Consider the following 21,391-nt stretch of genomic DNA (forward strand, 5'->3'; position numbering starts at 1 on the left):
CAGCAGGGTGGGATAACGACAAGGAGAATGTATGGCAGATAATAGTAAAGCACTAGAAATACGCTCTGGGATTCAGGAGTTCATAGATGCTTGCTTTAAGGCCAAGGTTGATAGGGACAAACTGAGTTCAGATAGCCCGAAATATGCAGAGGCGCTTGGTAAGTACCAATATCAGTTCTGGATAAATGATGCGGCGAATAGAATTCTTTCTTCAATGAAAGGGGGGAACCCTATAAAGCTAACCACTCACACGCTTAAACCAATTAATCCCGATGCCCAGGGCGCGAATCTGTTTTTTGAAGCGTTGGGTCACAAATGTTCAACGCTCGTTAGCACTAGAGCTGTGGGCGATAGGCCAATTGATGTGGTAGGGAATGCCGCCTATCGGCTTAACGAATATAAGTTTTTGCTACTAAAGCTGTCAAGTGGCGAGCGACTGCTTGATCTTGTTCTAAAAAAAGATGCAGCTTTTGCAAAAGCTATAGGTGAAGACGAACAACATGGACAAGAGCTGGCAGATGTTTTTTCTAATGTAATTCAGCCCGTTAAGTCCTCACATACCCGCGCAAAACAACTCTACTGGCTGGTGGGAGATGATGCCGCAGACATAGAAAATGACGCTGAGAACTTCCATCTGCTAGCACCGCTCTACGCCACTTCTCTGGCGCACCTTGTCTTTCAAACCATTAACCATGACCGTTTTAGCGAAGAGGCCAAAGAGGCACGTAAAGCCAAAAGGGAAGGCAAATACGCTGAGCACTCGGTGCACAGTTATCCCAACTTGGCCGCCCAGAAAATGGGCGGTACCAAGCCGCAAAATATCTCGCAGCTGAATAGCGAGCGGGGCGGCAATAACTATTTACTAGCTTCCATGCCACCCAGTTGGAATGTGCGCGATATTCGCCCACCGCTGAAAGTCGCATCGATTTTCTCTCACCCTGGCGTCTTTGACAGTCGTTCAGACGTGCGCTCGCTGGTGAAAGACCTCAAACAGTTTCTTGAAACGAACCCTACGTCAGACATGCATACCCGCGACCTGCGCGATGACTACACCGCCATGTTGATGGACGAGCTGGCGCTGTTTGCCATGCAGATGCATAGCCTGCCTGCGGGCTGGAGCGACGATGAAAAGTGCGAATTATCAGTAGAAGAAATTTATTGGCTAGACCCTGGTCGCGCCGAAGAGGATATCGCTTTTCGTGAAGCCCGAAACAGCGTGGAGTGGGCAGACGATATTCGCCACCGCTTTGCTAGCTGGCTCAATACCGCGTTAGACGGAAAACTGCCGTTGGGTGATGTGGAGTTCCGCCACTGGAAGAAAGCGCTCGCGAACGATGCGACCCATCAACGCCTGCAGGATCGTGATCGCCGCTGGATGGAAAGCCTAACGGAAGACTTAACCAACCTGCCAGGAGGTGATGACGATGAGTGAAGTAAAAAACCTCCTAGTTCTGCCGCGCCTGCGTGTACAAAACGCCAACGCGATTTCCAGCCCAATGACCTGGGGCTTTCCTGCCATGAGTGCATTTGTAGGTTTGATGCATGCTCTGGAGCGGAAGTTAGCAGGGGCGAGTCTTCCCGTTTTGTTAGACCGCGTTGGGGTTATTTGCCATGACTTTGAAGCCCAGGCCACTGAGGGTGGTTACATCCGTGGCTTTCACTTGACGCGTAATCCGGTGGATAAGACAGGCGGTACGGCAGCGATTGTAGAAGAAGGGCGTATCCATCTGGATATTACGCTGATCTTCTCGATTGATACCGGCGCTGTAGAAAGCGAGCATCAGAATATCGCTAAACAAATCGGAGAGATTGTAGCGGGCATGCGCATTGCCGGAGGCAGTGTCATCCCTAACCGTGCGGTGCCAACCCATAAACAACGCCCGCAATGGGTCACGCTTGATGACGATGAAGAGCGGCGTCAAACGCAGTTCGCGCGCTTAAAGCGGCGCTGGCTGCCGGGCTTTGCCCTCACCCTTCGGGATGATTACCTCACCGAGCACCTTCAAACGCTGCAACAGCACAACCCCGATGCCAGCTTGCTGGATGCGTGGCTAGACCTCTCTCGTCTTAACCATTACTGCACGTTAGAAAATGCAGGCGAGCCGAACGAGAAGCCTGTTTGGCAGGCGCAGCGGCCCTATCGCGGCTGGCTGGTGCCGATTCCGGTGGGTTACGGCGCTATTTCCGATCTTTTTAAGCCTGGAGAAGTGGCGAACGCCCGCGATACCAAGACCCCGTTCCGCTTTGTCGAAAGCCTCTACTCCATTGGTGAATGGGTTAGCCCGCACCGCATGAAGCAACCTGAAGACCTGCTTTGGTACGTTGATAACGACGAAGAAGCGGGCCTCTACCGTCTCAATAACGACTATCACCTTCGCGCCTCAGCACAGTAAACAAGGAGCTTTATCATGGCTAAAAACGATACCCTTAAAACCGCCTCCGTCCTCGCCTTCGAACGCAAGCTCGACCCTTCCGATGCGCTGCTTTACGCCAGCAGCTGGGATAAGCGGCAAGATGAACCGCAATGGCAGTCGGTTAAGGTGCGTGAAAAATCGGTACGCGGCACTATTTCCAACCGCTTGAAAGCTAAAGACCAAGATCCCGCTAAGCTAGATGCCGCGATTGAAAATCCCAACCTACAAACCGTCGATGTGGCCACGCTGCCCCACGATGCAGACACCTTAGTAGCCCGTTTCACTCTGCGTGTCTTGGCCGGTGCCGGAACGCCCTCAGCTTGTAATAACGCTGAGTACCAAGCCAAGCTTGAACAGGCAGTTGCCGAATATAAACAGGCGCAAGGCTTCGATGAGCTGGCGCATCGTTACGCCAATAACCTCGCTAATGGTCGCTTTCTGTGGCGTAACCGCATGGGCGCAGAGCAAGTCGAGGTCAGCATTCGCCAGTTGGCTCAAGGCAAAGCCACCAAAGAGTGGACGTTTGATGCACTGTCGCTCTCGTTGCGGGCTTTTGAGTACACCGCTGAGCTTAAAGAACTTGCGGGTGTAATCGCCTCCGCGTTGGCGGGCGAGCAGCACTTACTGCTAGAGGTGGTGGCTTATGTCCGCATGGGTAGCGGACAAGAGGTGTTTCCTTCTCAAGAGCTGATTCTTGATCGAGGCCGTGGCGACAAGAGCAAAACGCTTTATCACGTCAGCGAGATTGCCGGTATTCATTCGCAGAAGCTGGGTAACGCTATCCGTACCATCGACACTTGGTACCCCAATGAAAACGATGAAGATCTGGGGCCTATTGCTGTCGAGCCTTATGGCTCGGTGACCACCCAGGGCAAAGCGTATCGCCAGCCCAAGCAGAAAGCTGACTTCTACTCACTGCTAGATAACTGGATGATCAAAGACCAAGTGCCTTCTGAGGAGAACCAGCACTTTGTGATGGCAACCCTGATCCGTGGCGGCGTGTTCGGCGAAGCGGGGTAAGCCATGGATCACTATATCGATATCCGTTTAAGGCCCGACCCGGATTTTCCAGAGCCGATGTTAATGGGCGCGCTTTACAACAAGTTGCACCGGGCGCTTTTCGACCTGGAGGCCAATGATATTGGCGTCAGCTTCCCAGGTCATAAGCATGGTATCCGAGCGCGAACGTTAGGCGGCCACCTGCGTTTGCATGGCCCACATGCGCGGTTGAAGCAACTGATGGGCGCTGACTGGCTAACCGGTATGCGCGACCATACGAAAGTCAGCGAGCTGCTAGCCGTGCCTGCAGGAACGAAGCATATCAACGTGGCGCGCAAGCAGTTCAATACGGGCAGCCCAAGCCGTGCAAAACGCTACGCTAAACGGCACAACATCACGGAAAACGAGGCACGGCAGATCTATGCTAAGTTGGCTGAACGGCGTATAGAGCTACCCTTTGTACAGATCAATAGCCGTTCTACTCAACAGCGATTCAGCCTGTTTATAGAACATAGCAAAGCTCATGAAAACGCAGTGGCGGGTGCGTTTAACCACTATGGTTTAAGCAGTAACGCTACCGTGCCGTGGTTTTGACCCTTTTTTTCAGTATGAAAATAGGCAACCAATAATCAACCACTTAGCGGTGTCGCTCAAAAAAGGGTGATACCGCTTTTTTCCATCGAAGCTCTTTAACAATCAGCACATTAATTTTGATATGCTCTAGTGCGCTGCCGCCCAGGCAGCTCAGAAACAGTACTGATTGATCAACGCCCGCCAAGTTTCGTGCGCTGCCGCCCAGGCAGCTCAGAAAAATGATTCATAGCCAAGAAGCCGAGCTAAGCGGTGCGCTGCCGCCCAGGCAGCTCAGAAAACTTCGGCCTTAGCGTCGCTGGCTTCGTCAGTGTGCGCTGCCGCCCAGGCAGCTCAGAAAAGAAGGCGTGCCAGAGAAATACGAATTCACCGGTGCGCTGCCGCCCAGGCAGCTCAGAAAATGTCAGTTAGCTCAGTTAGCCGTGCTGCGTTGTGCGCTGCCGCCCAGGCAGCTCAGAAAATATCGCCGCTGAACGTATGGTAGCGCACCCGGTGCGCTGCCGCCCAGGCAGCTCAGAAAATCGATACATGGATGAACTCAGGGGGCGTACAGTGCGCTGCCGCCCAGGCAGCTCAGAAAAAAAACGACCCCTCTTAAAATTTGGTATATACGTGCGCTGCCGCCCAGGCAGCTCAGAAATGCTCTTGTGGCTCAAGGATGGGGCGGTAGGCGTGCGCTGCCGCCCAGGCAGCTCAGAAATATCGCTACCGATGCTGAAATTAACCGCTTGAGTGCGCTGCCGCCCAGGCAGCTCAGAAAAGTCGAACGTGCGACTTGTTGCGCTTGGCATCGTGCGCTGCCGCCCAGGCAGCTCAGAAAATCCGGCAAACCGATGTTGCTTAGGTTGTCGAGTGCGCTGCCGCCCAGGCAGCTCAGAAACAGCAGCGAACGCAGCGTTAGCCACCGACGCAGTGCGCTGCCGCCCAGGCAGCTCAGAAAAGTAGTGGTGACGGCTAGCCATACGGTTCACGGTGCGCTGCCGCCCAGGCAGCTCAGAAAATTATGCGCAACTGCTCAAGCTCAATAGCAAGGTGCGCTGCCGCCCAGGCAGCTCAGAAATCAAGCCGAAAGCTAACACCCGCCCAAGTCGAGTGCGCTGCCGCCCAGGCAGCTCAGAAAATTTCGGTTCACCATGCTGCCGTCATGGAATTGTGCGCTGCCGCCCAGGCAGCTCAGAAAAGCAGAAGCTACACCGCCCACGCCGCCAGAGCGTGCGCTGCCGCCCAGGCAGCTCAGAAACACTACCGTTACTTTTGCGCGACGAAATCCAGGTGCGCTGCCGCCCAGGCAGCTCAGAAAAAGGAATGAAAGCACTTGCTTGCCGTCCTGGAGTGCGCTGCCGCCCAGGCAGCTCAGAAATGATGGCGCGCATGTATGAAAACCAAGTATTTGTGCGCTGCCGCCCAGGCAGCTCAGAAATAGACGACTTCACCGACGGTCGCTGTTCGCTCGTGCGCTGCCGCCCAGGCAGCTCAGAAATTGATGATGGCCGAGGCTAACGACAACGTAATTGTGCGCTGCCGCCCAGGCAGCTCAGAAATGAACAGCCCCGACTACTTTCTGCCCAAGCTGGTGCGCTGCCGCCCAGGCAGCTCAGAAATGCGGGGCAACGGCAGAAGACCGTTCCGCAAGGTGCGCTGCCGCCCAGGCAGCTCAGAAAACCTACCGCCGCAGGCTGGCAAAGGGGCGTGCGTGCGCTGCCGCCCAGGCAGCTCAGAAATACGCTCAGCTTAATGCCGTCGATGCGTGCGCGTGCGCTGCCGCCCAGGCAGCTCAGAAATTTGGCGGCATCCTCAGCAAAATAGGCTAGCGGTGCGCTGCCGCCCAGGCAGCTCAGAAAGTGCGCGGCTTTTCGCTTAGTAGCGCGCCCGCGTGCGCTGCCGCCCAGGCAGCTCAGAAAAGACGCAATCAGCGATGCCGAGTTCATCGTTAGTGCGCTGCCGCCCAGGCAGCTCAGAAAACCAGATCAATTCACCGCGTATATCGGTGGTTGTGCGCTGCCGCCCAGGCAGCTCAGAAAAAGATGACTGCGCCAGCAGGGCCACCCAAGAAGTGCGCTGCCGCCCAGGCAGCTCAGAAACGCGATGCCGTGTCTAGTGCTGAAGAGCAGGTGTGCGCTGCCGCCCAGGCAGCTCAGAAAATTCACAGCGTCAATGGCCGATTCGAGATCAAGTGCGCTGCCGCCCAGGCAGCTCAGAAATAGATCCTGATTAGCCGGGGTGAAGTCACCCAGTGCGCTGCCGCCCAGGCAGCTCAGAAATAGCCATGATGCACCCCCTGTGGTGTCAGTTTGTGCGCTGCCGCCCAGGCAGCTCAGAAATATCTAAACTCGTCGCCCATACGTCAATATCCGTGCGCTGCCGCCCAGGCAGCTCAGAAACATGAGCGCCGAAAACGTTTCCCACAGGTAAGGTGCGCTGCCGCCCAGGCAGCTCAGAAAATCCGCATTGGGCCTGAAATCATTTGCAGTCTGTGCGCTGCCGCCCAGGCAGCTCAGAAAATACCCATGAATTGTGGTTCTGCGAGCCTGAGGTGCGCTGCCGCCCAGGCAGCTCAGAAATGAGTCACCAACATTAAACACAACGCCGTGTTGTGCGCTGCCGCCCAGGCAGCTCAGAAATGCAATAATCAACAGATTAACCCTCCTCTGTTGTGCGCTGCCGCCCAGGCAGCTCAGAAATATCTCAAACCGCTATGACTATTGTCCCTCAGGTGCGCTGCCGCCCAGGCAGCTCAGAAAAACCAAAACGTCCGCTAAGCGAGGCTAAGGAAGTGCGCTGCCGCCCAGGCAGCTCAGAAATGCCCTAAACCCTGATAACGCAAGGCCCGATGGTGCGCTGCCGCCCAGGCAGCTCAGAAAGGTAAGGGCGAGGCTTTGAATTAGGTGCTGATGTGCGCTGCCGCCCAGGCAGCTCAGAAATCTGTGACTGTTTGAGTACCGCTTTCTGTCTCGTGCGCTGCCGCCCAGGCAGCTCAGAAAATCAAAACAGGGATAGAAAGCAGCAGATAAGGGGTGCGCTGCCGCCCAGGCAGCTCAGAAAATCACGGGGGCGTTGGCGAACCGTGCCGCTAGGTGCGCTGCCGCCCAGGCAGCTCAGAAATGTTTGATTGATGTGGAGTCATCTTAGACCGTGTGCGCTGCCGCCCAGGCAGCTCAGAAAGCGTCACTCAACGCGATGGGGCTAGCCCTACCGTGCGCTGCCGCCCAGGCAGCTCAGAAACGCCGCTGTCGCTGTTCAGCAGGCAGGCTTTAGTGCGCTGCCGCCCAGGCAGCTCAGAAAATCACCACCCGACAGCGGCGAATCAAGGATGTGTGCGCTGCCGCCCAGGCAGCTCAGAAAATGGCATCTCGGCGCTCAAAATCAAACGACGTGTGCGCTGCCGCCCAGGCAGCTCAGAAAGCTCACAGGCCCCACCAGTGGCACGTATCAAGGTGCGCTGCCGCTCAGGCAGCTCAGAAAATGAAGAACGGATCAAACTCAGGGTTTGGCCGGTGCGCTGCCGCCCAGGCAGCTCAGAAACCAGTGCCCCCACTGGAAGACCTCACGCTGCAGTGCGCTGCCGCCCAGGCAGCTCAGAAAATAAAGGTAAGAATGAACCACATCACCCCTCCGTGCGCTGCCGCCCAGGCCGCTTTGGTGCTACCTGAAGCTGGTATCGCTGTGCAGTGCTTTCGCGGGTGCGCTAACGCTTACGCCGCGCTACTCGAAATGTGCATTACCTTCATTAATTAGTAAGTTGGATGTTGCCGTCCAGGTAATTCAGCGCTCAACAGTTGTGAATACTCTCTCAGTTTCGGCGTTATTAGCACGATGGTGCTTGAATTGTTAAATATGATGAGGAAGAGAATGTTCCAAAATAAAACTGCTTTAAGATAATAATTGCTGTGTGTGTCGGTAACTGCCATCTAGAGGATATTACGTCATGGAAAACTTTCTTGAGCAATTTGGGGCTTATGTTCCTTTGATCATCAATGCCGTGAAAGCATTGTTGGTGTTGATTGTGGGCTGGGTTGTTGCAGGGGTAGTCAGCAGCTTAGTGCGTAAGCGGGTGAACGCGATACCGCGTATAGACCCAACTCTGGGCAACTTCCTTGCAGCCTTGGTGAAGTGGGTCATTCTACTGGTTGTATTGATTACGGTACTCGGTCTGTTTGGTATTCAGGCTACCTCTCTGGTTGCTGTATTGGGGGCTGCCACGCTGGCTATTGGCTTGGCGTTACAGGGCACGCTCAGTGATTTAGCGGCGGGGTTTATGCTGATTATGTTTCGTCCTTACAAGCTGGGTCAGTTTGTGGATATTGGGGGCACATCCGGTACGGTTAAGGATCTCAATCTGTTCGTGACCGAGTTAGTGACGCCTGACAACGTGCAAATTATTGTGCCTAATGGGCAGGCTTGGGGGGCTATTATCACTAATTTTTCTCATCACTCGACACGCCGTGTCGATCTTGAGTTCGGGATTGGTTATGACGATGATGCAGATCAGGCCATGGCGATCATCAGGGGGCTGGCCGAGGCTGACAGCCGTATCCATGGTGATCCCGCGCCTTGGATAAAAGTCACTAACCTGGGGGCCAGTAGTGTGGACCTTACCGTGCGGCTTTGGGTCGATGCTGCGGACTATTGGGATGTGAAATATGATATGACGAAAGCTGTCAAAGAGGCTTTTGATAAGCAAGGTGTTTCAATACCTTACCCGCATTCAGTAGAAATTCAGAAAGCGGGGTGAACTTTTCCGTTGATACGGTTTGGCAAGGCGCGCCCTTTAAAGGGCGCGCCTTGCTTTCGTAGTTTGTGATGGTGGTTACTATTGATCTTCCTCGTCCCAGCGTTCCATAGCGCGTTTGTCATCGGGAAGTCGGACGATATCGCCTACGTTAAGCTTGTGGTGGGAATCGTGGTGGTGCCCGTGACGGTCAAGAATGGCGGCAACGCTGCCGATGCTGACGGCATCTTCTTCGCGATAGGCTTCTACTTTTACCCGCACAATGCGGCCTAGATAACGGGCGGAGAGCATGGCGCCTGGGTAGGGCGGAGTGTGGTCGGGGTCATTCTTAAAAAACTCTACAACGCTTGCGCTGCCAGGTTCGTCCCATTCGATATGCTGATGCATTGTCAGTGTCCTTTTGTTGAGCGGTATCATATAGCGTGATGTTTAAGTGTAGTGTGCGTTGGCGTGATCGAGCCAAATTCTGCGGACGTAGCGATAGTGATGCTTTATTCAGCAGCGCTTGTCTCAACAGAGCCAGCGGCAGGTTGATCGATATGCTGAAACATGAAGTTTAGGGCGGCAGGCAGGCTGGCTCGCCATACGCGCCAGGTGTGGCCACCCGGGTAAAGGTCAAGTCGCACGTCGCCTGGCTGAATGCGCTCCATCATTTGGCGCAACAGGCGGGCGTGGAACTCTGCATCGTAAACATCGCTGCGCCCTGCACTGATATAAAGCGGCACTGGCGACATATCACGCTCTCCGGTTGTTCGTGGAGTGACGTGTAGCCGGTAATCCTCTAGGTGAGCCGTGTAATTAAGAGCTTCCCAGCGTTCGCGGTCAAATAGACCTTGTTCATTTAAAAACGCTGGGTGGCGGCGTGCAGATGAATTAGCAGGCGGCGTTGGTGCGTAGCTGGCCGGGCTCAGGGCGGCAACGGCTGCGAACAGCTCGGGGCGCTCTAGGGCAAAATTAAGCGCGCCGTAACCGCCGGCAGACAATCCTGCAACGCCTCGCAAGTGGCGTTCACTGCCGACATGATAGGTGCTTTCAATATGCGGCAGTAAGTCGTTAAAGAAAGCACTACGCGCTGCCTCGTTGTATCCATCTACCCACCAACTACGGCTGCCTGGCATGATAAATACCGCCGGTGGCAGGTGGCCTGCTGCGATTAAGCGGTCAGCTGTTTGGGGGAGTTTGCCCCGTGTCACCCAGTCTTTCTCGTTTCCAAACGATCCATGAAGTAAATAAACCACTGGGTAAGGCGTAGACGCATCCGTGTCATAGTTATCGGGTAAATACACGGTATAAGGGTAGTCATGGCCTAAGGTGGGCGAGAAAAACTGTTGGTAGGAAACATCGCCAGCTAAGGCGTGAGTGCTTAATAAAAGCCAACTCACTAGGCCCGTAATATGTCGTATTAGCAGGGTAACGGGTCTTGCTGTTGATGTTCCAAACACGAAGCCTCCCGGAATTTAATGGCGTTGCAGTAGTCGGACAACGCAGAGTGAGTCCCTGTTCAATTTACTGAAGGTAGCAGCCAACGGACTGATGCCAAGGAAGCAGAGAGGGAGCGGATGCAAAAAATCGAGGAGATTTATTGGCTGCGTGCTTACGGGTGTATCGCGGTATTCCTGTTTCATTGGTTGGATCACTTGAATCAGCGCGTTGATAATGTAGTCACCGACCTAATGCGACTTCCTCTGGTGCTGGGTACGCCCATATTTTTGTTTATCTCGGTGTTTGTTTTTGCCGTTCGATACGATAAACAGGTACCGCCTGGTTTTCTTCTTCAGCGTGTTAAATACGTCATGCTGCCTTATTTGGTGTACGGCTTTATTTACTCGACGGCAGAGTGGGTGCGGTTAGCGAATAGCGATAACCCTGTTGGTTTTATAAACAATGCTAAAGAGTATTTTATTTATGCGGGATGGCATGGCTATTTTTTGATTATTGCCATGCAGTTTTACGCGGCTTATTGGTGCTATACCCACTTCCGGTTGTGGCGCTTTAATCCTGTGCCGTGGCTCTGGGGTGGGTGCTTAGTTAGCATGGCATACTGGGGGTTGGCGTATTGGTTGGACGTTGAGCCGCCTGGATATCTGTTATGGATTGCGCCGTTGGGGTGGATATATCTGTTTTTTCTGGCGCTGGTGTTAGTTCGCTATTACCCGCTGGCCCCTCAGGCCGATCCGTTTGAGCAACCTAAATGGCTGCAAAGGCTAGCGCAGCCCTATTGGCTAATTGGGTTTGTGGTGTTGATCGTTGCACTCACATTCGCTGGTTGGATAGTTTTTTCTTCAAAAGAAGTGTGGGTAATACCTTTCTTTGTGCTGTTTACACTTTGGTTAATGCATTACTTAAAAGGTCGTAAAGCGCCACGCTGGGTGCGTTACATCAATGCGTACTCGTTTGGTATTTATTTGGCCCACCCTATGTTTTTCGCGTTAACCGATGCTGTCGTGGGGCCTTCCAGGTTGCCGCTTATGATCTATGCCGTGCTGTTAATTCTCGTCGGCGGTATTTGCTCGATTGTGCTGAATAATATGGTTAACACTACGACGACGGGAGCAATGCTATTTGGCAAGCGTTTGAACATTTAGCCAGCAAGATATCCTAAGTCATAAGAGACGTTAAGTATCCGTATGCGAGTTGGGGGGAGGTCGGTAGGGTTTGTTATTCCTTGATGGCGAGTCACGGGTAAGCCCTGATGCTTCCAGGCTGAACGTTTGTAAACGGGTAGGGCATGCGTAAAGGCGCTGTAGTAAATCAGCAAGCGCTGCTTCATCTAGCTCTGGGTCTAAGCCGCCTAAGCGTTCTAACCACGTGCGCCTGATTGCTATGTAGGGAGGAACAGCGACGCCTGCGCCTAAAAAGCACTGGAGTAATCGTTCGGATAAGCGGGGTGGTTCGCTGCCAATCAAAAAAGCATCCAGCGTGTACGTGTCTAGCTGGGGATAAAGTAAACACCATAGTTTGGCTGCTAGCGGCCGTTGCTGCATTGCAATCAGTAACCAATCAGCTTGGCTGAGATATGCTGCTTGATTGATCCTTGCGCCCAGTGGCTGAGAAGGGGTAACGAGAAAGTGTGCGCGGTAGCGTTGCTCAATGTCCTGCATGCGTGGATCGGTGGTGGCGCTGGTCACGATAATGGGAAGTGTGTGGTCTGCAAAGGCTGTTTGGCGAATAGCGCGCAGGTGACGTGGTAAAAGGGCACCTGTGACTGACGCATCAACAATAAAGCAGACCGTGCCCATGTGAGTGGCTTCCTGTGTTGTGAAACCTGTTTGTTATTAAATCTATCTGTTTGTAATCAATTGTAGGTGTGAGTTTCTTTTGGTATCAAGCTAAAGTTTACAGTGATGAGGAAAATAATAGATGCTTTATATGCACCATGTTGGTGCTTGTGGGCCTCTGGTTGGTCTTTATTGGTGCGTTTTTCTGAGCTAAGTGCCTTTTTAGGGCTAAGTTCGTTCTTTCGTAGAGCATTATGCTACATGAAGAAGCACAGTATTTTATTTTTTATCTTTTATAAAACAACTGCTTGTTGCTTTTTTATGCCATATTGGTGCAAGGTTGGCATGTTCCGTGCTTAGTATTAGGCAGCGGCTAGCGGGTCGTAGGCAGATGCCTCTCGGCGTGCTACAACGATAGCCGGTTTGTTTAATAACTCTTTTATCGGTAGCTTACTGTCAAAAGCTTAAGCCACGTTCATACCGGAGGACACTATGTCAGCCAAGACTCTCGCGCTAATCGAAGAACATGATGTTAAATGGGTAGATCTGCGTTTCACCGACACGCGCGGTAAAGAGCAGCACGTCACCGTACCGGCACGGGACGTGGACGAAGAGTTTTTCGAAAATGGTCAGATGTTCGATGGTTCCTCTATCGAGGGCTGGAAAGGCATCAACGAATCCGACATGATTCTTCGCCCTGAAGATGGTACTGGTTTCCTCGACCCCTTCACCGAAGACGCTACCCTGATCCTGCGTTGCGATATCATCGAGCCTGCCACTATGCAGGGCTATGACCGTGACCCGCGTTCTATTGCCAAGCGCGCAGAAGCTTACCTGCAGTCCACCGGTCTGGGCGACACCGCCTTCTTTGGCCCTGAGCCTGAGTTCTTCATTTTTGACGAAGTCCATTGGAAATCTGACATTCAGGGTTCCATGTACAAAATTACCTCTGATGAAGGCGCTTGGGCGACCAGTAATCAGGTAGAAGGCGGCAACTTGGGGCACCGCCCGCGCGTTAAAGGCGGCTACTTCCCGGTTCCCCCGGTTGATAGCTTCCACGACATTCGTGGTGCAATGTGTAACACCCTGGAAGCGATTGGCCAGACCGTTGAGGTTCACCACCACGAGGTTGCTAACGCGGGTCAGAACGAAATCGGCGTTAAATTCAACACGCTGGTGAAGAAAGCTGACGAAGTTCAGGAAATGAAATACGTGATCCACAACGTGGCTCACGCTTACGGCAAAACCGCTACGTTCATGCCGAAGCCGCTTGTTGGTGACAACGGGTCTGGTATGCACGTACACCAGTCGTTCTGGAAAGATGGTCAGAACCAGTTCGCGGGTGACGAGTACGCTGGGCTTTCTGAAATGGCGCTTTACTACATTGGCGGTGTGATCAAGCACGCTCGTGCTCTGAACGCCTTCACTAACGCGTCTACCAACTCATATAAGCGTTTGGTGCCAGGCTTTGAAGCGCCGGTTATGTTGGCCTACAGCGCTCGCAACCGTTCTGCCTCTATCCGTATTCCGTACACCGCTAGCCCGAAAGGTAAGCGTGTTGAAACACGTTTCCCTGACCCGACTGCTAACCCCTACCTGGCGTTCGCAGCTCTGCTGATGGCGGGTATCGACGGTATTAAGAATAAGATACATCCTGGCGATGCCATGGATAAAAACTTGTACGACCTGCCGCCTGAAGAAGGTAAGTCAGTACCGACCGTTGCCAACAGCCTGGACCAAGCGTTGGAAGCACTCGATGCAGACCGCGCGTTCTTGACCGAAGGTGGCGTGTTTACTGATGATATGATCGATGCATACATCGACCTCAAGATGGAAGAAGTGGAGCGCATTCGCATGACCACTCACCCGATTGAGTTCGATATGTACTACAGCTGTTAAGAGCGATTGCTAAGCACAGCAGCTAGTACCACCCCCTCGGGTGTGACTGGCCTAAAACCCCGCTTCGGCGGGGTTTTTTTATACCATTGGATAGTGAGTTGAAGAGGTCTGTTTGCAAGGGGGAGAGCGCTGTCTGCGGCACCGCACTGATGCGGTGAGTATTTTTATTGACGATGAGTCATGTGCACTATAATGGTGCAATAAGTGACAAGCTGACTGCTAGAACTGCGCTATAACGGCTCGCTACATCCTCGCCCCCTGCTCATTAGCCGTGCAAGTGGTCAATTGGCGCGCTTTTTGCAGTTTCTCTTTCATACGCTCGATAACGCTATTTTTTAAAGCGACGCTTCAGGATACGCCATGTACCAGCGCTTACTTGAACACCTCACCACCGCAGTCTTACTGCTAGACGGTGAACTCCGCGTTCGCTGGATGAATCCGGCAGCGGAAGCGTTGCTAGCGGTGAGTTTTAGCCGTGTGCAGGGCATTAGTTTAGACACGCTGTTAGGGGGCGATGAGAGTATTGATGATGTCCTCGCTAAAGCGCGAGATGCCTTTCATCCCTATACCCAACGCGAAGCACGTATTACGCCGCTGAACAGCGAGCCATTAACGGTGGACTACACCGTGACCCCGCTTTCAGCCGATGAACTATTACTCGAAGTAGAGCCCCGTGATCGGCTAATGCAGATTTCCCGGGAAGAAGCGCTGACCACACGGCAAGAGACAATCAAAGTGTTGGCGCGGGGCTTGGCTCATGAAGTTAAAAACCCTTTGGGCGGGATTCGCGGTGCTGCCCAATTATTGGAGCGCGATCTGGACGATCCTGCACTACGTGAATTCACCCATATTATTGTGGAAGAGGTGGATCGGCTGCGAGATTTGGTCGACTCCATGTTGGGCCCCAATCGCATCGTCAAACATGAGCCGGTCAATATCCATAAGGTGTTAGAGCGGGTGCGAGCGCTGCTGATTGCCGAGCATCCGCATGTTGAGGTCCGTCGTGATTATGACCCGAGTTTGCCGGATCTTTCTGGCGATGAATCTCAAATGATCCAAGCGGTGTTGAATGTGGCACGTAACGCGGTACAGGCCATGAGTGATGCAGCAACGCCTTCGCCGGAGCTTATGTTGCGCACCCGCGCACGCCGCCAATTTACGCTGGGGGCTGAACGCCATCGTTTAGTCAGTGAAGTGGGGATTATTGATAATGGCCCTGGCATACCTGAAACGTTACGTGAAACGCTTTTCTATCCCATGGTGTCTGGGCGCGCTGAAGGTAGCGGCCTGGGGCTATCAATTGCTCAATCGATTTTGCACCAACATCAAGGATTGATCGAATGCGACTCCCGCCCAGGACATACCGAATTTCGTTTACTGATTCCATTGGTTGTTAATTTCACCGGAGAAGCGTCATGACTGAGGCGACACAAACCGATGTAGCACGAGTGGTTATTGTCGATGATGACCGCGCCATCCGTTGGGTATTAGAGCGGGCCTTAGCGCAGCCAGACCTGGATATAGAGTGTATTGAACGCGCCGATACCGCGCTGGAGCGACTGTTAGAAAATCCACCGGATGTCCTGGTGACTGACATTCGTATGCCCGGCATTGATGGGCTGGATTTAATGTCCCGGGTGCGTGATGCACACCCTGACCTGCCTGTGATTGTGATGACCGCGCATTCGGATCTCGACAGTGCCGTGGCGTCTTACCAAGGGGGTGCCTTTGAATACCTGCCGAAACCCTTTGATGTGGACGAAGCGCTGGCGCTGGTGCGTCGTGCGGTCGCTCATGCAAGAGAGCGTCAGCGCCCGGTCAGCGTGCCGGAAGGGTTGAGTGCTGAGATTATTGGTGAAGCACCTGCTATGCAGGAAGTGTTTCGCGCCATCGGGCGGCTTTCCCACTCCCACATCACGGTGTTAATTAACGGTGAGTCTGGCACCGGTAAAGAGCGTGTTGCTCAGGCGCTGCATCAACATAGCCCACGAGCAGGCAAGCCGTTTATTGCGCTGAACATGGCAGCGATTCCCCGGGACTTGATTGAGTCCGAACTATTCGGCCATGAGAAGGGCGCGTTTACAGGGGCAGCGCAGCAACGCCAAGGTCGCTTTGAGCAGGCTAACGGCGGAACGCTGTTTCTCGATGAAATTGGTGATATGCCCGCTGAAACGCAAACGCGTTTGCTACGTGTGTTAGCGGATGGTGAATTCTATCGCGTGGGCGGCCATACGCCTGTAAAAGTCGATGTACGTATTATTGCTGCTACCCATCAGAACCTAGAATCGTTAGTTGACGATGGGCGGTTCCGGGAGGACTTGTTCCACCGCTTAAACGTGATTCGCGTTCATCTGCCGCGCCTTTCCGAACGTCGGGAGGATATTCCGCGTTTAACGCGTCATTTCTTAGCGGAAGCTGCCAAAGAGCTGACCACAGATATCAAGGTGTTAACGCCCGAAGCAGAAGCGCACCTTACTCGTTTGCCGTGGCCGGGTAATGTTCGTCAATTAGAAAATATTTGCCGTTGGCTAACGGTAATGGCTTCTGGTCGCGAAATTCTCATTGAGGACTTGCCCCCAGAGCTGCGCTCGGTCAACGCTTCCGAAGGTAGCGTTTATGGCGATTGGCGTTCCGCGTTCAGGGATTGGGCTGACCACGCCCTGGCGGAAGGCCATACCCACCTGTTGGAGGAAGCCGTGCCGGATTTTGAGCGCATTCTGATTGAAACGGCACTGAAACATACCGGTGGACGCAAGGGGGAAGCCGCCGAATTACTCGGCTGGGGGCGCAATACTCTTACCCGTAAATTGAAAACGCTGCTGCCTGCGCTGGCAGATGATGCCTAACTGACCATTCTTTTAACGAATAACCTGTTAGTGACCAATCTATTCGCGATCAATCTATTCGCAACCAAACTGTTAGCGGTTACTCCGCCGCTGGCAGTACAAAAACAGCATCTGCTAATGCAGGGTCGGGTGGCTCACAGGTTTCTGTTGACCAGGGCAGTAAGCTGAAGGTGTGATCCACCCCTAGCCCATCAAGTTGGTGGGGCACACCATCGTGATAAATCACATGGCCTAAACCCATTAAGCCAACGGCCAATTTACCCTCTACGGCGGCGTTAGCCAGCCCTTCAGCCATCGCGACGTCCCAGCTAAGTTGGGCCTGTAAAAAGCGTCTCAGCATAGCGGGGTCGTCGTCATCCATTGCATGCTGATCAAATACGTCTTTTAAGCGCATTTCATAGCCAGCGCTTGGCGGTAGCGGTGCAGGTATATGATGCCGCTGGTCGGCAGGCACGCTGCTGAAGCCGTCACGAGCTAAGCGCTGACGCAGTTCGGGCGTAATGTTTAGGGCGATCAGAGGAATCTGTTGAACACGCGCGAAATGGAGAATGGGTAAGTAAAGGTCAGCATCAAACCCCCAGTTCTCCTCCCAGCCGGACTGCTCCAACAGCGCTTCTTCGGATAACAAGCCCGCAACCCAATCATCGAGCACGGGTTGCGCTTCCCGGGGCAGCATTTCTAACCCGATAACCATATCGTCACGCAGCGCGTAAAGCCCCGCTAGGGTGTGCAACTGCCAACGGTGGTGGTCAATGGCATCATGTTGCTCGCCCAATAGGACAACCTGATGCTGTATTGCTTGGGCTAAAACAGCGCTGTTAGCAACAGCATGTTGCGATTGCCACCACTGGCCGGGAATAGGGCAGCTAGCATGAGCCGCTAAAGGTAGCCAGCCTAGAGCCATGGCAGCGATGAAATGATGGCGCATGGGCGTTGTGTCCTAGCGTTCTTCTGCTTTAAGGCGATTGATCTCAGTCAGAATAGCTTCTGCTTCTTCCGTCAATGTCGCGTTCGCTCTCATGTCACCATTGCGTGAAGCTTCCATTGCTGCCTGTAATTTACGCTCGTAATCTTGCTGGAGCTTTTTCTTGGGATCGCGCTTAAATAGACCAAACATGAGCATTCTCCTATGGCTTGTACACTACTTGTATAGCTTTGTTTGGCGTATGTCGACTATTTGTTGTAACACTTTGTTAGCTGGAGGGCGTGTGCGATTCACGTTGTTCTAAAAATGCGGTTTTAAAAATACAGTTCTAAAAGATGTAACTTTTAAAGACACCGCTTTTAAAGACACCGCTCTAAAAATTGCTCGAAATCGGAAAGTATTGTATCGAGGCTGTTGTGAAGGCGATGGTCATCGTCAATCATGCGTAGCGAAAGCCGTTGACGGCGGGCATGTTCAATCACTGGACCGGGTGGCACGACATCGTCTCGCCATCCATGAATGATATGCGTGTGTTGCGCTTGCAGTGTGATAGAGGTTTGCGGGTAATCTGGCAAGCCAAGAGCAGGGGCTAATAAAAAACAACCTAACACAGGTTCATGAGCACTCACCGCTGCACTTAACCATCCGCCGAGGCTGGAGCCCGCCATAACGCAGTTAGCAAGCGTGTCGTTTCGCTCGGCAATCACGGCAAGCAAATGCTCTAAACGCTCCTGGGGCTCCTTCATACCACGGTAATCCATGACCACGGGTTCGCAGTTATCTAGCTGCTCAGCAACCCCTTTTAACGCTTGTACTTTCAAAGCGCCAGGTCCGCTTTCCAGGCCGTGTGAAAGGTATACGGTCATCATAGCCATTAACTACCTGCGGAGCGCTGAATAGCTTCGCCGCCGCGCTCAATGTCTTCGCCTGCGCCGCGGATAGTATTGCAGCCGCTTATTACCAGAAGTGTCACTATCATCAATAAACTGATCGCCATTGCACGCTTCATCGAAAGAATCCTCATCAGCTGAGCGCTTGTAGAGAGACTTTAGGTACGCTGTCATTAAAAATAATCGTTGCAGGCAGTTGGTGCCATCAATTTCCCATCGTTTGAGTGCTAGCTGGCCATGTGATTTTGTCGCATGTGTCAGTTTTAGCCATGAAATAGCGGCGTTTGTCTCTTAGCTTGGTATTGCTTTTTGTTTTTAAGGTGTTGTTTGTAGTATATTTTTGCGTTAAAAGTGGCGCTTGGCCTGTTGTCTGCAATAACCTGACTACAGCAGTAATGTTGTGATTCTAATTTTTAAGTGAAATTAATCTCAAAAAACGCTTCGCAGCAATTTTAGCCACAATGAGTAAACAAGCGTGAGCAGGCTAATAGGTAATTAGGGAAGGCATGGAGCCATATTAGCAAAAGGATGTGAAAGGACTAGCCTGCTCACCCTTATCAGTGTAAGGAAACGCTGATCATCACCGCCAGGGAGCAGCATTGATGCAAAATCACCATCTCGTGAAAGCGGGGTGGTTTTTTTGCGTCAATTAATTGTTTTTAACACTTTGATTTTTATTAATATTTATCTTTTCCAGATTTTCTGGACAGCTTTTGTATCAATGGGCGTGACATTTTGGTCTATCCTCTGGTGTAAACCAAAATTCAGCGGTTAGAAGACGTCAACGTAGCAGCCGCACACTTCCAGGGACAAGCGCTATGGCGATGGTGTTGATGTTATGCATGTTTGTGCTGTTTCTAGGGTTTTCGGGAGTCGGTCTTTATATGATGTTCAAGACATCATTTATGACCACCATAGAGGATCATGACGATATGCCTCCCGATATGTAGATAATTAAAACTATAGAGATAGTTAATCGACAATACCAAGAGCCACCTGCGTTCACGTTGGTGGCTTTTTGCTTTTATTGATACGGCATTGAGCAGCCAACCACAAAGGGTTATCCCATCCAATAAAGACTCAGTAGCGCAAAGCCATAGCCCATGGCTGCGCCAGCAATGACATCACTGACATAGTGTAGCCCAAGCCCCACCCGTGAAACGGCAATCAGTAAACTAAGGGGAATCACAATAGGTAGCAACCAGGGGGTATGAGCGGCGACCAACACGCTAAACATCACCGCATGCATGGTGTGACCACTGGGGAAGCTGTATTTGTCTCGGGCAGGCTCACCACAATGGACGCCACCGAGGTAGGTGATGAACGGACGTTCGCGACACAGCCGCGTTTTTACCAACTTATAAATAGCGACTGCGAACAGTGCGATGGCGCTGTACTGCATGATTCGCCAAGCACCATTAGGCTGTAACCAGGGCTGTGCAGCGATTAGTAATACCCAGACAGGCCAGTCTCCTAGCTTACTTGCCGTTTGCAGCGTTAGCCGCCAGGGGCGATAAAGCGATAGGTGTGTTACCCGTTGGCAAAGCTGCCATTCAAAGACATCAAGACGATCGAATACGACAAGCGGACGCGGACGCATGGTGAGTCTCCTGGGCATTTTGTAAATAGCGTAAGAACTGCTCTGCGATTCCCGGCCAGCTTTGCTCTAGCGCGCGTAGGCGGGCGGTTCTACCTAGACGGGCGTAGTCAGCAGGGTGCTGGCATAACGCGACGGCAGCCTGTTGAAAGGCAAGCGTATCGCCAGGGGGAACGGTGATACCGTTGTGCCTGCTTTGGATCAGCTCAGCGCTGGCGGCGTGGTGATAGGCCACGACTGCCAGCCCGCTGGCCATGGCTTCAGTCACCACATTTCCCCATGTTTCTGACTGAGAAGGGAAAATAAACATATCGGCACTGGCATAGTGGCGTGCTAGTGCCTGTTTATTCACAAAACCGGTGAAATGAGCGTCTGGTAGCGCTTTTTGTAACTGAGCGCGGCCTGGGCCATCGCCAACAATGACGTGTGCCATATCGGGGCGCACATCACTCATGGCCTGCAGCGTTTCTTGCAGTAACGCTAGGTTTTTTTCTGGGGCTAAGCGGCCCACATACAGCGCAACAGGTTGATGTTCGCTAACCCCCCACTGTTCGCGTAGGGTGTCGTCGCGGTGGGCTGGGGAAAAAATATCGCCATCAATGCCGCGTGAGAGCACCTTTACATCGCGGATATCCTGGGCGCGTAGCGCTTCAGCCTGTTGTTGAGTGGGCACAAGGGTAAGATCGCAGCCGTTATGGAAATAGCGCAAATATCGCCGCGTGGCGGCAGCTAGCCAGGAAACTCCGTAGTCATGGCAGTAGTGATCGAAATTAGTATGCCAGCCAGCCACTAAAGGTATGTTCAGTTGGCGTGCTGCATGCCGAGCTGCCCAGCCCAGTGGGCCCTGGGTTGCCAGATAAATAGAATCGGGACGCTGCTTCTGCCAGAAACGGCGAAGTTGTGAGGGGCTGGCAAGACCAATCTGCACAGCGTTATAACCCGGTAGCGCTAACCGCCGAACCTGAAGCTCTTGGGACAGTTCTTGATAGGGTTCCTGATACGGTTCTTGAGAACGCTCTTGAGCAACATTGTTGGTGCCGGCAGCCATGCTTGGTGTAGGGCGAATAACATCCACTGTTACCCCCAACCGAGTGAGTTCACGACATAGCCTATTTAAGGTATGCGCAACACCATTTATTTCTGGTGACCATGTTTCGCTAACGATACAGAGTCGCATGGGCGATCCATCCCTTTATCACGTTTTTACTCACTATTTCATTCACTGTTGCATTGACTATGCGCAGCGATAGTGACACTGCCAATACAGCCTGGTGAACATGGGA

At 52.8% G+C, this 21,391-nt stretch carries 18 protein-coding genes and 1 CRISPR repeat array; of the genes, 9 read left to right on the plus strand and 9 right to left on the minus strand.

Annotated features, from left to right (window positions below; genetic code table 11):
- The first annotated feature begins 31 nt into the window (after nt 1–31).
- The 5 genes from csy1 (at nt 32) to ACN06F_RS01150 (ending at nt 8,736) form a co-directional block, all read left to right on the plus strand.
- Nucleotides 32–1,432, plus strand: a complete 1,401-nt coding sequence (csy1, locus tag ACN06F_RS01130) for a type I-F CRISPR-associated protein Csy1 (RefSeq protein WP_433924516.1) — start codon at nt 32–34, stop codon at nt 1,430–1,432.
- Nucleotides 1,425–2,393: a type I-F CRISPR-associated protein Csy2 gene (csy2, locus tag ACN06F_RS01135; RefSeq protein WP_433924517.1), complete on the plus strand. Its 969-nt coding sequence runs from the start codon at nt 1,425–1,427 to the stop codon at nt 2,391–2,393. Before csy1 ends, csy2 begins: the two co-directional genes overlap by 8 nt.
- Before the next feature lie 15 nt (nt 2,394–2,408).
- Nucleotides 2,409–3,434 (plus strand): type I-F CRISPR-associated protein Csy3, encoded by a 1,026-nt coding sequence (gene csy3 / locus ACN06F_RS01140; RefSeq protein WP_433924518.1) that lies wholly within the window; start codon nt 2,409–2,411, stop codon nt 3,432–3,434.
- 3 nt (nt 3,435–3,437) lie between these two features.
- Complete coding sequence (gene cas6f / locus ACN06F_RS01145) at nt 3,438–4,007, plus strand: type I-F CRISPR-associated endoribonuclease Cas6/Csy4 (RefSeq protein ID WP_433924519.1); 570 nt, start codon at nt 3,438–3,440, stop codon at nt 4,005–4,007.
- Between the two features lie 129 nt (nt 4,008–4,136).
- Nucleotides 4,137–7,586: a CRISPR direct-repeat array (repeat unit 28 nt; unit sequence GTGCGCTGCCGCCCAGGCAGCTCAGAAA).
- A gap of 343 nt (nt 7,587–7,929) precedes the next feature.
- The gene (locus tag ACN06F_RS01150) at nt 7,930–8,736 is read left to right on the plus strand and encodes a mechanosensitive ion channel family protein (RefSeq protein ID WP_433924520.1); all 807 of its coding nucleotides are present in this window, start codon (nt 7,930–7,932) and stop codon (nt 8,734–8,736) included.
- A gap of 78 nt (nt 8,737–8,814) precedes the next feature.
- On the opposite strand, the gene ACN06F_RS01155 is transcribed toward ACN06F_RS01150, so the two are convergent.
- On the minus strand, nt 8,815–9,120 hold the full coding sequence (locus ACN06F_RS01155; protein ID WP_433924521.1) for a hypothetical protein: 306 nt from the start codon (nt 9,118–9,120) through the stop codon (nt 8,815–8,817).
- Nucleotides 9,121–9,224: 104 nt separating this feature from the next.
- A complete protein-coding gene (locus ACN06F_RS01160) occupies nt 9,225–10,175 on the minus strand; it encodes an alpha/beta hydrolase (RefSeq protein WP_433924522.1) in 951 nt (316 codons plus the stop codon).
- A 117-nt stretch (nt 10,176–10,292) separates the two neighbouring features.
- Between ACN06F_RS01160 and ACN06F_RS01165 the strand changes: the two genes are divergently transcribed.
- Nucleotides 10,293–11,318: an acyltransferase family protein gene (locus tag ACN06F_RS01165; RefSeq protein WP_038480474.1), complete on the plus strand. Its 1,026-nt coding sequence runs from the start codon at nt 10,293–10,295 to the stop codon at nt 11,316–11,318.
- A 30-nt stretch (nt 11,319–11,348) separates the two neighbouring features.
- On the opposite strand, the gene ACN06F_RS01170 is transcribed toward ACN06F_RS01165, so the two are convergent.
- Nucleotides 11,349–11,972 carry a hypothetical protein gene (locus ACN06F_RS01170; protein WP_038480477.1) on the minus strand — a complete coding sequence of 208 codons (624 nt, stop codon included), beginning with the start codon at nt 11,970–11,972 and terminating at the stop codon, nt 11,349–11,351.
- A gap of 471 nt (nt 11,973–12,443) precedes the next feature.
- Here ACN06F_RS01170 and glnA point away from each other — a divergent pair, with 471 nt between their 5' ends.
- From glnA to glnG, 3 genes are all read left to right on the plus strand, one after another.
- Nucleotides 12,444–13,850 carry a glutamate--ammonia ligase gene (gene glnA / locus ACN06F_RS01175; protein ID WP_038480480.1) on the plus strand — a complete coding sequence of 469 codons (1,407 nt, stop codon included), beginning with the start codon at nt 12,444–12,446 and terminating at the stop codon, nt 13,848–13,850.
- 360 nt (nt 13,851–14,210) lie between these two features.
- Nucleotides 14,211–15,269: a nitrogen regulation protein NR(II) gene (gene glnL / locus ACN06F_RS01180; protein ID WP_433924523.1), complete on the plus strand. Its 1,059-nt coding sequence runs from the start codon at nt 14,211–14,213 to the stop codon at nt 15,267–15,269.
- Nucleotides 15,266–16,696: a nitrogen regulation protein NR(I) gene (glnG, locus tag ACN06F_RS01185; protein WP_038480486.1), complete on the plus strand. Its 1,431-nt coding sequence runs from the start codon at nt 15,266–15,268 to the stop codon at nt 16,694–16,696. The genes glnL and glnG overlap by 4 nt, the downstream gene beginning before the upstream one ends.
- A gap of 79 nt (nt 16,697–16,775) precedes the next feature.
- On the opposite strand, the gene ACN06F_RS01190 is transcribed toward glnG, so the two are convergent.
- The 6 genes from ACN06F_RS01190 to ACN06F_RS01215 all read right to left on the minus strand — a co-directional run bounded on the left by ACN06F_RS01190 (nt 16,776) and on the right by ACN06F_RS01215 (nt 21,285).
- Nucleotides 16,776–17,624 (minus strand): ChaN family lipoprotein, encoded by an 849-nt coding sequence (locus ACN06F_RS01190; protein ID WP_038480490.1) that lies wholly within the window; start codon nt 17,622–17,624, stop codon nt 16,776–16,778.
- Between the two features lie 12 nt (nt 17,625–17,636).
- On the minus strand, nt 17,637–17,813 hold the full coding sequence (locus tag ACN06F_RS01195; protein ID WP_120385915.1) for a DUF6435 family protein: 177 nt from the start codon (nt 17,811–17,813) through the stop codon (nt 17,637–17,639).
- A 167-nt stretch (nt 17,814–17,980) separates the two neighbouring features.
- Entirely contained in the window at nt 17,981–18,490 is a 510-nt protein-coding gene (locus ACN06F_RS01200) for a YqiA/YcfP family alpha/beta fold hydrolase (protein ID WP_039869380.1), read from the minus strand.
- A gap of 5 nt (nt 18,491–18,495) precedes the next feature.
- Nucleotides 18,496–18,630: an entericidin A/B family lipoprotein gene (locus ACN06F_RS01205; RefSeq protein WP_433924524.1), complete on the minus strand. Its 135-nt coding sequence runs from the start codon at nt 18,628–18,630 to the stop codon at nt 18,496–18,498.
- A 941-nt stretch (nt 18,631–19,571) separates the two neighbouring features.
- On the minus strand, nt 19,572–20,111 hold the full coding sequence (locus ACN06F_RS01210) for a phosphatase PAP2 family protein (protein ID WP_038480499.1): 540 nt from the start codon (nt 20,109–20,111) through the stop codon (nt 19,572–19,574).
- The gene (locus ACN06F_RS01215) at nt 20,074–21,285 is read right to left on the minus strand and encodes a glycosyltransferase family 4 protein (RefSeq protein ID WP_433924525.1); all 1,212 of its coding nucleotides are present in this window, start codon (nt 21,283–21,285) and stop codon (nt 20,074–20,076) included. The genes ACN06F_RS01210 and ACN06F_RS01215 overlap by 38 nt, the downstream gene beginning before the upstream one ends.
- Between the last annotated feature and the right edge of the window lie 106 nt (nt 21,286–21,391).

The sequence above is a fragment of the Vreelandella sp. 21 genome (assembly GCF_050995515.1).
GTDB classification, from domain to species: Bacteria; Pseudomonadota; Gammaproteobacteria; order Pseudomonadales; family Halomonadaceae; genus Vreelandella; species Vreelandella alkaliphila.